Source organism: Paramuribaculum intestinale (assembly GCF_003024925.1).
Taxonomy (GTDB): domain Bacteria; phylum Bacteroidota; class Bacteroidia; order Bacteroidales; family Muribaculaceae; genus Paramuribaculum; species Paramuribaculum intestinale.
This window is the reverse complement of sequence record NZ_PUED01000056.1, coordinates 1-14,215: the sequence shown is the minus strand read 5'-3', so window position 1 is coordinate 14,215 and position 14,215 is coordinate 1. Positions and strand designations below refer to the sequence as shown.

7 protein-coding genes, 1 tRNA gene and 1 pseudogene are annotated in these 14,215 nt (G+C 56.2%); 6 read left to right on the top strand and 3 right to left on the bottom strand.

Annotated elements, in window-relative coordinates; all coding sequences use genetic code 11:
* Positions 1 to 311 precede the first annotated feature (311 nt).
* Both C5O24_RS05820 and tyrS read right to left on the bottom strand, forming a co-directional pair.
* Positions 312 to 382, bottom strand: a tRNA-Gln gene (locus C5O24_RS05820).
* A gap of 64 nt (positions 383 to 446) precedes the next feature.
* A complete protein-coding gene (gene tyrS / locus C5O24_RS05815) occupies positions 447 to 1,745 on the bottom strand; it encodes a tyrosine--tRNA ligase (protein WP_107036898.1) in 1,299 nt (432 codons plus the stop codon).
* A gap of 241 nt (positions 1,746 to 1,986) precedes the next feature.
* On the opposite strand from tyrS, the gene C5O24_RS05810 reads away from it, so the two are divergent.
* The 6 genes and pseudogenes from C5O24_RS05810 (at position 1,987) to der (ending at position 7,187) form a co-directional block, all read left to right on the top strand.
* Complete coding sequence (locus C5O24_RS05810) at positions 1,987 to 2,673, top strand: tetratricopeptide repeat protein (RefSeq protein WP_123549828.1); 687 nt, start codon at positions 1,987 to 1,989, stop codon at positions 2,671 to 2,673.
* Positions 2,674 to 2,765: 92 nt separating this feature from the next.
* Complete coding sequence (locus tag C5O24_RS05805; protein ID WP_107036892.1) at positions 2,766 to 3,383, top strand: YceD family protein; 618 nt, start codon at positions 2,766 to 2,768, stop codon at positions 3,381 to 3,383.
* An 83-nt stretch (positions 3,384 to 3,466) separates the two neighbouring features.
* The gene (gene rpmF, locus C5O24_RS05800) at positions 3,467 to 3,652 is read left to right on the top strand and encodes a 50S ribosomal protein L32 (protein WP_107036893.1); all 186 of its coding nucleotides are present in this window, start codon (positions 3,467 to 3,469) and stop codon (positions 3,650 to 3,652) included.
* A gap of 149 nt (positions 3,653 to 3,801) precedes the next feature.
* Positions 3,802 to 4,784: pseudogene (locus tag C5O24_RS05795) on the top strand (beta-ketoacyl-ACP synthase III).
* Between the two features lie 105 nt (positions 4,785 to 4,889).
* Positions 4,890 to 5,783 carry a GTPase Era gene (gene era / locus C5O24_RS05790; RefSeq protein ID WP_107036895.1) on the top strand — a complete coding sequence of 298 codons (894 nt, stop codon included), beginning with the start codon at positions 4,890 to 4,892 and terminating at the stop codon, positions 5,781 to 5,783.
* Between the two features lie 84 nt (positions 5,784 to 5,867).
* Positions 5,868 to 7,187, top strand: coding sequence for a ribosome biogenesis GTPase Der (der, locus tag C5O24_RS05785; protein WP_107036896.1), 1,320 nt, complete (start codon positions 5,868 to 5,870; stop codon positions 7,185 to 7,187).
* A gap of 713 nt (positions 7,188 to 7,900) precedes the next feature.
* On the opposite strand, the gene C5O24_RS05780 is transcribed toward der, so the two are convergent.
* On the bottom strand, positions 7,901 to 14,191 hold the full coding sequence (locus tag C5O24_RS05780; protein WP_205961071.1) for an FN3 associated domain-containing protein: 6,291 nt from the start codon (positions 14,189 to 14,191) through the stop codon (positions 7,901 to 7,903).
* Between the last annotated feature and the right edge of the window lie 24 nt (positions 14,192 to 14,215).

The window sequence follows — 14,215 nt, the reverse complement described above, 5'->3', positions numbered from 1 at the left end:
TCGTAGAGGAGCATGGGCGACGCGCCGCGATAGCGGAGCGGTTGCCATGCGAGTCGTAGACCCCGGATGGAGTAGATGGTATGATAGCGCGGCGAGTCCCGGAGGGCACGTGGCCGCGCAATGCGTCAGCACAGGGTGAAAATAGTGGAGATGATGTGGGGGATTGGGATGACAACGCTATGTGCCCGGGCTTGCGCGAGAGGCTGATCTCGCACACTCCGCAGCTCGGCCGGATTGTGGCGGTGCTATGGCGTGGAGGGAAATAAAGAAAGCGTCCTCGCTTGCTGTGAAGTCGAAGACGCTTGTGGAGGTTGTCTCGCCAGGACTCGAACCTGGACAAGCAGAACCAAAAACTGCTGTGCTACCATTACACCACGAGACAATCCGTGGCTCAAGCTATCAATGGTGATAGCCTAAAGCGGTGCAAAGTTACGAATTTTTCTGCATTATTGGGCAATCAGAAGGAAATAATTCTTCTTGCCGCGCTGGACAAGCAGGTATTTTCCGTTGAGAAGATCGGCTACTGTGACTGTGGCGTAGGGATCTGTTGCTTTCTCTTTGTTGACCGAGAGGCCTCCCTGCTGTGTCATTTTACGCATTTCGCCTTTGGAAGGGAATACGGGGGCTGCGTCGGTGAGCAGATCGACGAGTTTGACGCCGTCTGCACTCTGAAGAGCCTGAAGCGAAATGACGTGCTGCGGCACACCTTCCATGACTTGTAGAAGGGTGGTTTCGTCAAGGCGCCGGAGTGCTTCGCCTGCATGGTTGGAGAAAAGTATCTTGGATGCTTCCACTGCCATCTCGTAGTCGTCGGTGGAGTGTACCATGGTGGTTATCTCCTTGGCGAGACGTTTCTGGAGGGGGCGCTGCGAGGGGTCTGCGGCCTGCTGTGCTACAAGCTCGTCGATCTCTTCACGCGAGAGTGTGGTGAAGATCTTGATGTATTTCTCGGCGTCGGTGTCTGAAACATTGAGCCAGAACTGATAGAATTGGTAGGGCGATGTATAGCGGGGGTCGAGCCACACGTTGCCGCTCTCTGTCTTACCGAACTTGCCTCCGTCAGCTTTGGTGATGAGGGGGCAGGTGAGTGCGAAGGCCTCACCTCCGAGAGTGCGGCGTATGAGTTCGGTGCCGGTGGTGATGTTGCCCCACTGATCGGATCCGCCGAGCTGCAGGCGGCATCCCTTGTCGCGGTATAGGCAGAGGAAGTCGTAGCCCTGTACGAGTTGATAGGAGAATTCGGTGAACGACATTCCCTGCTGGCTTTCGCCCGAAAGACGCTTCTTGACCGAGTCCTTTGCCATCATGTAGTTGACGGTGATGTGCTTGCCGACGTCGCGGATGAAGTCGAGAAACGAGAACTGTTTCATCCAGTCGTAGTTGTTGACGAGTTCGGCCGCGTTGGGTTCGGTCGAGTCGAAGTCGAGGAATTTGGCGAGCTGCCGCTTGATGGCCTCCTGATTGTGGCGGAGCGTCTGTTCGTCGAGAAGTTTGCGCTCCTGGCTTTTCATCGACGGGTCGCCAATCATTCCGGTGGCTCCTCCTACGAGTGCGATGGGCTTATGGCCGGCGCGTTGAAGATGCTTGAGCATCATGACTCCCACGAGGTGTCCGATATGCAGACTGTCGGCTGTAGGGTCGATGCCGAGGTAGGCCACGGTCATCTCCTTCTGCAGCTGTTCTTCTGTGCCGGGCATCATCTGGTGGATCATGCCACGCCATTTGAGTTCTTCTACGAAGTTCATAAATGTATGATTGTTGTTTTGTATGATCTTGTTTTGCATCTGCAAAGTTAGCGATTTTATTTGAGAAGGGCATGTTTTTGGTCGTGGGGAATAAAAAGGCGACATAAAAGCTTTTATGTGGGCGAAAAAATTATTAACTTTGCGGCTCGAAATGTGCCGACGTGGCTCGATGCCGCAGCTGCGGCGCTCTGTGGCGGCACACAATGCAAGGATCAATAAGCTAATTCAGAATTACAGAATAATGGCAAAGGACAATGACAATGAGACGCGGACGGCTCTTGACGAGATCAACGAGTCGCTGACCGGCCTCGAACAGAAAGTGCAGAACAGCCAGCGCACCATCATGTGGGTGATTCTGGCCATAGGAGTGGTAGTGTGTGCGATCCTGATATGGATCTATGCCATACGCCGTCCCGGCATGGCTGCGGCCGACAATGCCGTAGGTCAGGCCGACATCACGCTGTCGACAGGCAACGACTCCACCGCTCTGGAGCAGTACCGTCAGGTGGCCGACAATTATGGCTACTCCGCCGGCAACCGTGCCGCCCTCAACGCCGCCATCCTGCTCTATAAGGATGGTAAATACGAAGAGGCTGCTAAGTATCTGGATAAGTATGACGCCACCGAGAGCGTGATCGGCGCAGCTGCCAAGAGCCTTCAGGGTGACTGCTACGTGAATCTCGACAAGCTTGGCGAGGCACTCGGATGCTACGACAAGGCCATAAAGATCTCCGACGAGAATCCGCTCTACACCCCCTACTTCATGATGAAGAAGGCCACAGTGCTCCGCGAGCAGAAGAACTACAGCGCCGAGGCTGCCGTCTACCGCGAGATCATAAAGGACTACCCGATGTATGGCGCACAGAACGGCATCGAGATGGAGAAATATCTCAAGCGCGCCGAGCTTCAGGCCGAGGCCGGCAAGTGATCCGTTGTCAAAAAAATTTGGTGTTAGCGAGATAATAGTTATCTTTGCATCGGTTTTCCTGCCGGAAGCCGCGCATCAATAATAATCCTGACGTGGGAAAGTTTACCGATTTCAAGCTGCCGCTCAAGAGTCTGCCTGAAGGCACTCACGAGTTTGAGTATCATCTCGACAAGGTGTTCTTCAAGAACATGGAGAGCGAGGATGTGCACAACGCCGACCTTCTGGTGAAGCTGACGGTGGTGCATAAGGTCGACATCTACGACCTCACTTTCAATATCGAGGGCGTGGTGACGCTCATCTGCGACCGTTGTCTTGACGACCTTGAGATGCCGATCGACACCGCTTACCACATCAGCGTCAGATATGGCGACGAGTACAACGACGAGTCGGACGACCTGCTGGTGATTCCCGAGGCCGACAACTACCTCAACACCGCCTATATGATCTACGACACGGTGGTGCTGTCGATACCCATAAAGCACGTCCACCCGATGGGCAAGTGCAACCGCCAGATGAGCGCGATGCTCAAAAAACACCGCGCCACCGAGCGGGGAGCCTCCGACGAGGATACAGAGCTTGAGGACAGCCTGATCGAGGAGATCGACTCGATCGACGCCGCGGCTTCTCTTCCCGACCAGCCCTCCGATCCGCGCTGGGACGCGTTGCGGAAGCTCTCCTCCGAAGGCGACGGCGCTACGGCCGACGAATGACCGGCCACCCGCGCAGCAACCGAAACGAACACATCTTTAACCGAGATAAGAAAAGAATAAAACAAGAATAAACATAGAAAGAAATGGCACATCCTAAACGCAAACAATCGAAGACCCGCACAGCTAAGCGTAGAACCCACGACAAGGCCGTTGCCCCAACTCTGGCACTCTGCCCCAACTGCGGCGCATGGCACGTGTACCACACCGTGTGCGGCGAATGCGGTTACTACCGCGGCAAGCTCGCCATCGAGCCCAAGGCTGCGCTCTGAGGCGAAGCCGTAGCCGACTGATGGCGGCGGCCGGCACAAGGCCGCACCGCCCGGTCGAAAATCATCACATCTCCTGAAAGAGCCGTGCCACGGTGTCGGCCATTTGGGAGATTCTTTTTAGAAGCCCAAACTCTCAAAATATACTCAACATGCTTTACGCTCGCATCTCGGGAATCGCTTCATACGTTCCCGACGACATACTCGACAATGAGATGCTCTCGAAGATGGTCGACACCAACGACGAGTGGATCACGACCCGTGTAGGCATCAAGCAGCGCCGAATCCTCAAGAAGGAGGGCGCCGGATCATCTTACATGGGCGCAAAGGCCGTGGAAAAGCTTCTTGCCGACACGGGCACAAGCCCCGAAGAGGTAGAACTGCTGATCTGCGCCACCTCCAACCCCGACTACCGTTTCCCCTCAACGGGTTCGGTGATCGCCCACGAAGCCAAGCTCTCCAACTGTACGCCTACGACATCCAGGCCGCATGCGCCGGATTTATCGTAGCGCTCGAAGACGCCGCGGCCTACGTCCGCTCGGGTCTTCGCAAGAAGGTGATAGTCGTGGCCGCCGAGAAGATGTCGTCGATGGTCAACTATGAGGACCGCAGCACCTGCGCCCTCTTCGGCGACGGCGCAGCCGCTGTGCTCGTTGAGCCTACCGAGGAGCGTACGGGCGTGATCGACGCCGTGTTCCATGTCGACGGCGAGGGTCGCGACCACCTGATCATGCCTGCCGGCGGATCGGTGCTCCCCACAACGCACGAAACCGTCGACGCCGGACAGAACTTCCTCCAGCAGGACGGCCGCTACGTCTACAAGCACGCCGTGACCGACATGCTCACCTCGAGCATGGATGTGGCTCAGCGCAACAACCTGACGATGGACGATGTCGACTGGCTCGTGCCACATCAGGCCAACCTGCGCATTATCGAGGCCGTTTCGTCGCGCGCAGGCATCGCTCCCGAAAAGGTGCTTGTCAACATCGAGCACTACGGCAACACTTCGGCGGCATCCATCCCCCTCTGTCTCGACGAGTACAAGGATCGTCTGAAGAAGGGCGACAAGATCATACTGACAGCTTTCGGAGCCGGATTCACATGGGGCGCCATGTATCTGGTCTGGGATATCTGATTCAACACACATTCCCCCTACCGACAGCTGATTTTAACACGAAGATAGCATCTTTTGGGGTGCTATCTTTGTTGTAAATGGTAGTAATCGAAATTCAAGCATTTTATGGCAGACAACAAACACCGGGCCGGCTTCGTCAATATCGTCGGCAACCCCAATGTCGGCAAGTCGACACTGATGAACGATCTCGTAGGCGAGCGCGTGAGCATCATCACCTCAAAGGCCCAGACCACCCGCCACCGCATAATGGGCATTGTCAACACCCCCGAATACCAGATAGTCTTTTCCGACACTCCTGGAGTGCTCTCGCCAAAATACAAGCTTCAGGAGAGTATGCTCGGATTCTCCGAGGGAGCGCTGACCGACGCCGACATACTGCTTTATGTCACCGACGTGGTGGAGGATCCGACAAAAAATGCCGACTTTCTCGCCAAGGTGGCCCGCGAGGAGGTGCCGGTGCTGCTCGTGATCAACAAGATCGACCTCGTGGCCAGCCAGGCCGACCTGGAAGCCAAGGTGGCCCGCTGGAAGGAATTGCTCCCCAACGCCGAAGTGTTCCCAACCAGTGCCAAGGAGCATTTCAACGTCGACAACCTCATGGCACGCATCGTGGCTCTGCTCCCCGAGTCGCAGCCCTACTTCGGCAAGGACGCATTGACCGACAAGCCCGCGCGCTTCTTCGTCACAGAGATCATCCGAGAGAAGATACTGCTCAACTACGACAAGGAGGTGCCTTACTCCACAGAGGTGATCGTCGAGAAGTTCGACGAAAAAGAGGGCGCCATCCACATCATGGCCGTCATCTACGTGGAACGCGACTCCCAGAAGGGCATACTTATCGGCAAGGGGGGCGCGAAGCTCAAGAAGGTGGGCACCGACGCCCGAAAAGACATCGAGGCATTCTTCGACAAGCGCGTCTACCTCGAACTGTTTGTCAAGGTGGAGTCCAACTGGCGCAACCGCGAGAACAAGCTCCGCTCGTTCGGCTATATCGAGTGAGGCGTCAGCGGCGCGGCGATATTTGCAGAGGCGGAGCCAAAATGCTAACTTTGTAAACGAAAACCAAACACCCCACACACATCTATGGGACAAATGATAGCTATAGTGGGACGCCCCAATGTGGGTAAATCCACTCTTTTCAACCGTCTGACGCAGAGCCGCACAGCCATCGTCGACGAGACGGCCGGCACCACCCGCGACCGACAGTACGGGCGCGTCGACTGGAACGGCAAGGAATTCTCGATCGTCGACACCGGAGGATGGGTGGTCAACAGCGACGACGTGTTCGAGAGCGAGATCAACAAGCAGGTGGAGCTCGCCATTGAGCAGGCCGACGAGATACTATTCGTGGTCGACGCCATGAACGGAGTGACCGATCTCGACGACCACGTGGCCGAGATACTCCGCAAAAGCCGCAAGCCGGTGATACTCGTGGCCAACAAAGTCGACTCCAACGACTGGCTCTACAACGTGGCCGAATTCTATTCACTCGGACTGGGCGACCCCTATCCCGTGTCGGCCGTCAGCGGATTCGGCACCGGCGACCTCCTCGACGAAGTGGTCAGGAAGCTGCCCGAAAAGCCCGCCGACGAGGAGGATCAGCTCGACGACATACCCAAGTTCGCAATCGTCGGACGACCCAACGCCGGAAAATCCTCCATCATCAACGCCTTTATCGGCGAAGACCGGCATATAGTGACCGACATCGCCGGCACCACGCGCGACAGCATCTATACGCGCTACAACAAGTTCGGATTCGACTTCTATCTCGTCGACACCGCCGGCATCCGCAAGAAAAACAAGGTGCAGGAGGACATCGAATACTATTCGGTCATCCGCTCAATCCGCTCAATCGAGGCATCCGACGTGTGCATACTCATGATCGACGCCACCCGCGGCATAGAGGCACAGGACGTCAGCATCTTCTCGCTCATACAGCGCAACCGCAAGGGACTCGTCGTGTGTGTTAACAAATGGGACCTCGTGACCGACAAGTCGCCGCAGGCCATACGCCACTTCGAGGATACTATCCGCGAGCGTTTCGCGCCATTCACCGACTTCCCCATACTCTTCACCTCCGCCCTCACCAAGCAGCGCATCTACAAGGTGCTCGAAACAGCTGTAGAGGTCTACGGCAACCGCCGCCGGGCGGTGCCCACCTCACAGCTCAACACCGTCATGCTTGAGGCCATCGCGGCATATCCGCCCCCTGCCAACAAGGGCAAATATGTGAAGATAAAGTATGTCACCATGCTCAAAGGCGCGCAGATACCCACATTTATCTTCTTCTGCAACCTACCCCAGTGGGTCAAGGAACCTTACCGCCGCTACCTCGAAAACAAGATACGCGAGCACTGGGACTTCTCCGGCACCCCCATCAACGTATATATGCGCGAGAAGTAGCCGCCCGCCCCTCCCCGGCACATCAGAGCTATCAGAGCATCGGAGCTATAGTATAAGGAAACTCCGATACTCCGATAGCTCTGCTTTTTTTGCGCCCTATTCGTCCCGCTATTCCGCCCCCTCTCCCTCCTGCCGGATGGGCTGCCGCCTCTGTCTCCGATTCTCTGTGCCGTCGCTTCCCCCTCTCCTCCTGCCGGATGGGCTGCTGCCTCTGCCTCCGACCACCTCGATCGCCTCCTCTCTGTGCCGTCGCCGCCCCATCCCCTCATGCCGGATGGGATGTCGTCCTTGGAGCCGCGGAGCGTGCGGGCAGATGTTATCCCCGGTTCGGAGCGGAGCGCCGCCCACCTGCCACGCGTCAGCGGGGCGGGGGAGCGCGCCGCGTAGACCGGGGGAGAGGAGCGCGCCCCCATTCGGCCGAGCTGCGGAGCATGCGAGATCAGCCGCCCGCGCCAGCCCGGGCCACCCACCACCACATAGCGTCCGTGCCCTCTATCCCCGACCCCTCTCCCCGCCATGACGCCCGCAGGGCGGCTTGGTGGGGTTGTCTGATCGCCCGCTAAGCGGATCTTCGTAGATGAGCCGCAGGGACAGTCAGCTCATAGCAATGCCCCTCAAAAAACAAACGCGCCCCGATTCACATCGGAGCGCGCCGCATATACTAACTTAAAAAAAACAGTCTGAAAAACGACTGTATGGATGGTCGTACAGGTTTACTTCACAACCGCCTTGACGGCCTTGCCCGAGGCGAGGCGCACGATGTAGATGCCGCGGGGGAGTCCCTGGGGATTCACACGGCGTCCGGCGATGTCGAAGGTCTGCGCGCCCTCGGGCACGATGATCGAGTTGCCCTCCACGCGCACGCTTCCGGCCTCCTGATCGGCTTCCACGCCGTCAATGCCCGTGACGGCGAACGATTGTTCGGCTATCCGGCCCTCCTTCTTGCCCTCTTCGAGAGCGTAGGCGCGGATGCGGCATGTGCCGTCGGTGTCGGAGACGTAGGTGATCGGCTTGGCCGGATCGTAGAGCTTAAACTCTGTGGCGTCGTTGAGCGCGTAGAAGATCTTGCCGGCCGGAGCGGTGAGCGTGATGGTGTAGACACCGTCGGCTTCCGTGTAGCTGATTGTCACGTCGCAGCTCGGACGCAGACCCTCCACAGCCACCGTAGCCGAAGCCACATTGCCGGCGGTCTTGCCCGGCTCTATGCAGATGGCCTTGATGGTCATGCCGTTGTCGGCAGCCTCAACTTCAAACTCTCCCTTGTAGAGCTGCGATGAGGCTGTAGGCTCAGTGCCGTCGGTGGTGTAGCGTATCTCGGCCTTGGGATCGACATGCTTGGCATTCTTGGGCGCGATGGCCACGGTGGTGAATCCTTCGCCCTTGTCGGCGGTGATGTCAAGATCGTTGGCGCGCACTGTCAGTGCCTGCGACGCGATGGTCTTGGCCGGACGCTTGCCCTGCTCTATCATCAGCGCCTTGACCGTAGTGGCCTCTGTCAGCTCCAGAGGCTTCATGCCCGGGGTGAACTTGGCCGCATTCATGTCGGGTTCCGATCCGTCGAGAGTGTAGTAGACGGTAAAGTCGGTGCCGTCCGCCGCGTTTTCGCCGGGCGCGAATGTCACGGTAGTGTAGCCTCCGCGCTGATCCGGTGTGATCACAGCCTCGGCAGAGTAATATTCGCGCTTGATCTCCACGCTCACCGTTTCGCTGGGCGAGAATCCGGGGAAGTGCGCTCTGACGTCAACTTTTGCCGAATGGTCGATGGTCAGCTTGCCGTCGGTCATTGTGATCCATGTGGCGCCTCCGTCGGTCGAATACTCTATCGGAGCGTCGGCGTCGCGTCCCTCCACGGTGGCTGTCAGAGTGACAGGCTCTACGGCCACGTAGCTGTCGCCGTCGGCCGATTCATATCCGCTGACGAGCAGTTCGGGTGTGTCGGTCTGACGCTTTTTCTCCTCGTAGAGCGGCCAGAACTCCATCTCCTCCGTGCCTGCCTTGGCCGTCAGCGAGGCTGTGGCTGCCGCAGGCTTGGCGGGCATCACGTAGCCCTCGACCGCATATTCAGCGTCGGGATCGAAGCCGTCGGCCGGAGTCCAGTAGAGCACATTGTTGAGGCGTATCGGCTCTGTGCCGTCGGCAGGTGTGAGCGTGTATCCGTCAGTGGCGTTGCCGCCGATCTTCATGTCGATGAGGCGTACGCGGCGACTCTTGTCGGCAGCGTCAATAGCTGTGCGGGCTATGGAGCGGGGCATCGCTATCTCCTGGCCGGCCTCCGGTTCGAATGGCTTGAACGGCTTGATGTTACTGGTGGCCAGTAGGTTGTATTTGCGATGGGTGCGTTCGGCGTCAAAGAAGCTTGCCGTGGTCTGTGCCAGTCCGATGTCGGCGATATACTGTCCTACCTCCGGGATGAATTTGTAGGCATCCTGAAACAGTATGCGCACGTGGCGTCCGTCGGCATCTGTGGCCATTGCGATATATCCGATCTTTGTGATATCGGGCGCATCCGTCTCGTGGTATTCATACTGCGCCGTACCGGTGATCAGGAGCGATCCGGTGAGGTGGTAGCGGGCTATTTCGTTCGACTCTTCGGCGTCGAGTATGTCGGAGAGCGACGGAGCTACTGTGGCGATCTTGTTGAACTTGCGCACCTTATCGTGGAAGAGTCCGCGTTTGCCGGGGTTGCATGTGTACACGTCGATATATCCGGCTTCGGAGAACTTGGCTGTCCTTGATTCGTCAAATTTCATTTCCGGAGCATCAGCGAGACCCTCTTCGGTCGTGGCGAAGCGGTAGTAGGCGGTGAGATAGCCCGGGCCGCGCACGTCGACCTTGAAATAGTCCAGGAAGTTGTTGTACTGCGGATCGTTGTAATGGTTGTAGGGCGCGTCGTTGAAGACAAATTTGTTGTTGTAGTCATCGAAGTAAGGATAGCTTGGCACGGCTGTCATTTCGTTGACGTCGATTGACACCGATCCGTCGTCGCCGCGCACCAGAGTTCCGGCCACGTTGAATGTCAGTGTCTTCTGGCCGTCTGACTCCACGATCAGTGCCTTGTGGTCGGCTTCCAGATCCGGGAACGATGTCCACACGAGGCTCACGGTAGATGACAGTTCGGTGGTGACATTGCCGTCGGCGTCCTTGGTCAGCTCCACTCCGAGCATCTCCACCTGCTTGCCTGCGTCGACTCCGTCGAAGTTCTGGTCGGCATAGTAGCTGTCATGTCCCGGATGGCGGCATACGTGAAGGCTGCGGGCATATCCGGCCTTGAAGTCGATGACTTCGAGCGCATATCCGCCCTTGCCGTCGTTGAGCACGAGCGCTTTCACTGCAAATCGGTCACCCTCCTGAGCCTGGTCGACCATGCCTGCGTGGGTGTCCTTGTCGGCGGCGCGGAGTATGTCCCATGCCAGAGCGTTGGCTGTGGCGGTGTTTACGCGATATTCGCCGTCGGCATCCTTGGTGATGACAGCATCGGGCAGGCTCACTATCATGCCGAGCTGCTCCTTGCCTATCGTGGCTGTGGCGATGTTGTCAAATTCAACCGCCGTGGCCAGTTCGTCGTATTGGTTTACAAAGGCCGGTTTCTTATTGTCATTGACGTCTATGATCTGGCAGTAAGATGCGAACTGTGAGTCGGTGTTGTCGTAGACGATATTGCCCTTTTCGTTGAGAATGGCTTTTGTTATGAGTCTCTGGATTGCGTCGCCGGCTCTCATTCCGGTTGAAAGCTTGTATTTGGTTGTCCAGTTGCTGTTATCTACAGTGTAATAGCTGGGGTTTCGTTTGGTGTCCGACTTGATGATATACCAGCGCGGATATCCGCTGTCGGGGATTATATCCTTGTTTTCAGAGTCCATGTCGCGTCTGACATCTCTGGCCAGGAATATGGTTCCGTCGGCAAACGAATCATAGATCATCATCGTCGGGAATATCACCGGCGCAGTGGGATATTTGTTGTTTATGTTAGGGATCATGTCCATGCACACGTAGGGATTCCGCTCAATATCCTCGGCGGTAAGTCCGGCATTGTCGCCGAAGAAATAGCTGATACGTTCCTGTACTGTATTGTACGCCGACACGATGCATGAATCCTTCATGGCCGGCTGCAGCAAGGGGGCACTTGTGCCGTTTTTGGCTATGGATGCTACTACCTTGATCAGGTATCGTCCGTTGACAGCCTTGGCGCCAGAAGGTGTGCATTTTTTGCCGTTGTCATTCATGTCGAAGTAAGTCAGCGTGATGGTGCTTATCTGGTCGGCTGAAGGCTGTCCTTTGTCGCGGTCAAGAGCAAGTGTGAGTCCGCTTATCGACAATGAAGTCGGATAGGTGTAGTCAAATGTCTGGTCGGCATCAGCTTCGACTGTTTCGCGTGGTGTGAGCGTTTCGGTGCCACACTTGGCTATGACTGCCGGCTTGCCCAGGTGATAGTAGAGGTTCTGTACGGTGATCATCAGTTCCGTGGAGTTGTGACGGTTGTCTACAAGTCCGGTCAGGGCGTGGCGTGTGGTGGCGCTGCCTTTGGTCAAGGAGGTCACTCTGCTTATTTGCTGAGTCGTGTTGCTTGTAATACCATAGGGTGCCGGATAACCACCTCCAAACATCATGTGGATTTTATTGTTTTTTGAGTCTACGCAGGTGGAGTCGGTCGATTCATAACCGCCGAGCCACTCTATGGTGACGTATCGGCCCCAGTGTTCCGGAAGCAGTTCGGTCGATTTGTATTCGCGCTTGAATGCCTCGTCGGCTTTGGTCTTCTGGTCTGCAGTCATGCCTATCTCGGCCGATGTCTTGGTGGTGGTTGCGCAGAAGTCGCGCCAGTCAAACTTGTCGTCGCCCACCTCGTTGACGAGAATGATCTCCGGATGGCCGTCAACTAAACTGAGTCGTCCTACTATAGACTTGGCTTCAATGAACTTGTCGTCGTCGAGCGTGGCCGACGGACTTACAAACAGTGTCTTCGCTTTGCTTATGGGAGTGCCGGGTCCGGTGAGCAGGTCTTTGAACTGTGCTTGTTCTGCCGCTGTGGTGCCGAGCTGGGTGGCCGATACTTTGATGGGATTGCCGTCGTTGTCGTAGATGAACGCAAAGGGCATGTAGGGAGCGTCTATAGTGGCTTTACGCCCCTGGATATATCCGTCATAGCGGGTGCGGGTGGTGATGTCGAGTGTTATGACCTTGCCGTTGTTTTCGGGTTTGAGCAGATCGGCGTAGGTCGATATCACTGTCGACTGGAAGCGTTCCAGTGCCACGGTGGCGGGCGCGCTTGCCACTTCCTTGTCGCCGACGGTCACCACGGCGAATACGCTCACATAGCCGGTGGCGTTGGCGGTGATTGTGCCGTCATCGCCAACGGCCGTGGCCTTGCTCTTGTCGAATGACGCAGCCGGAGCATCGCCGGTCATGTAGTAGAACTTGGCGTCGGGGAAGTCCTCGTCGTCGAGCGTAGCCTTGATGTTGATGGATTTTTTGAAGAGATAAGATCCGTCACCCTGCAGGTTGGCCAGATCATCGGTGGCGGCGCTGACGGTCAGCGAGGGCGCTCTCGATCCGGTAGGCTCATCGGTAGCTACGGTCAGATCCACCTCGTCGAAGACAAAGGCCGGCAGAGTTCCGTCTTTTACAGTCGGGTAAGCGATAGAGGAAGCGCCGGCTCCTGTGTTTGTCATCGGATCCATATATTGGATTTGTATAGTCGACGAGGTTGGGACTATGATGGTTGTGGTGTCGGAGATTCCGGCCGTTCGTGAGAGTTTGACTATGCTTTTTGACTTGGCTATTTCCGGTTTGTCGGCTGTCGCGGCTGCCATGTGTGAAACGTATGTCAGGCTAAAAACGGTTCCGTCGTCATATTTCTTCACAAAATTTTTCCAGTTGGCAACAGTGCTGACGGCGAGATTCGTTCCTCCATAAAGGTTGCGCGACGACACATATGCTGAAGAGACGTTACTGGTGGGAGTGGTTTTGAATGGATTGTTCAGCCGGTATTCTGCGGTGTATGTGGCCGACGGTTTGCCGTTATAGATCACCGATTCGTCGGGATAGGAACGGACCTCCACGCCTATGTGGGCGCCGAGGGTCTTGGATGCAGCACTGTAGGTGACTGTAGGTTTCCCGGCAGGAGTGTTTTCTGTACGAGTGAATTCGGTGATCACTTTGCCAAGACGGAATTTTACAGTCTGGTCGTCGTAAGTCGACTGCGTTGGAGTGATCCATTTTCCATCGGACCATACTTGCGTTGCGCTTGCATAGCCGTAGATCTTGCCGGTTTTGGGTATGTCGGCTACATTAACCACTTCAGCCTCTATCTCCGATATGACAATCGCGGGATAGTATGCAGAAAAACTGCTGACTAAAGAACTAGTGGTATTCATCACTCTGCGGCAGCCGCTCTTAGGCAGTTCTATAATTATGCCGTCGGCAAACCCCGACGGTGTGCCGGATCCTAACGATATCTCTCTGCATTGCTTGGTCGAGCTGCCTGAGACATAGTTATATACGTTGCTGCTGACGGTGACAGATGCGTCTTTACCTCCGTCGGTAAGCGACTTGACGGGGTTTACATTGGCTGTGACAGATGCTTCAAGAAAATAATTACTTGTTACACCGGTCTTTATTTTTAACGAAATGATGCGTTTGGACGTGTCTTTGAGTTTGATGCTGAATCGCGATCCCTGAAAGACAGCAATGCCGGGAGCCGGTTTGCTTGCTGTTTGCCATTGAGTAGTGAAATGCGATTTTTTCTCATCGGTTGCTGATGCCCCGGCAAGCGGATCGAAATAGTTGAATTCAATGATGAACTGATCGTTTTCGATCTTTTGGAAACCTCCGCTTGCTGCTGCCGCAGTTTTGATATTTGTGTCAAACCAAGGTGACGTCGTTTCGCTTTTGGTGTAAGTCAGATCCGTGTTGTGGTCTGCTGTTCGCAACCCGAGATCCATGCTTAGTTTCTCGACGCTCTGGGCGGCGGCATGGTGTGGCGATAGGCCACAGAGAGCGGCCACCCCGAGAAGGGTGAGTAGAAATCG

Excerpts from the sequence above, each read along its gene's own strand:
- rpmF (WP_107036893.1), top strand. The coding sequence starts at position 3,467 with ATGGCACATCCTAAACGCAAACAATCGAAGACCCGCACAGCTAAGCGT.
- der (WP_107036896.1), top strand. The coding sequence starts at position 5,868 with ATGGGACAAATGATAGCTATAGTGGGACGCCCCAATGTGGGTAAATCC.
- C5O24_RS05810 (WP_123549828.1), top strand. The coding sequence starts at position 1,987 with ATGGCAAAGGACAATGACAATGAGACGCGGACGGCTCTTGACGAGATC.
- era (WP_107036895.1), top strand. The coding sequence starts at position 4,890 with ATGGCAGACAACAAACACCGGGCCGGCTTCGTCAATATCGTCGGCAAC.
- tyrS (WP_107036898.1), bottom strand. The coding sequence starts at position 1,745 with ATGAACTTCGTAGAAGAACTCAAATGGCGTGGCATGATCCACCAGATG.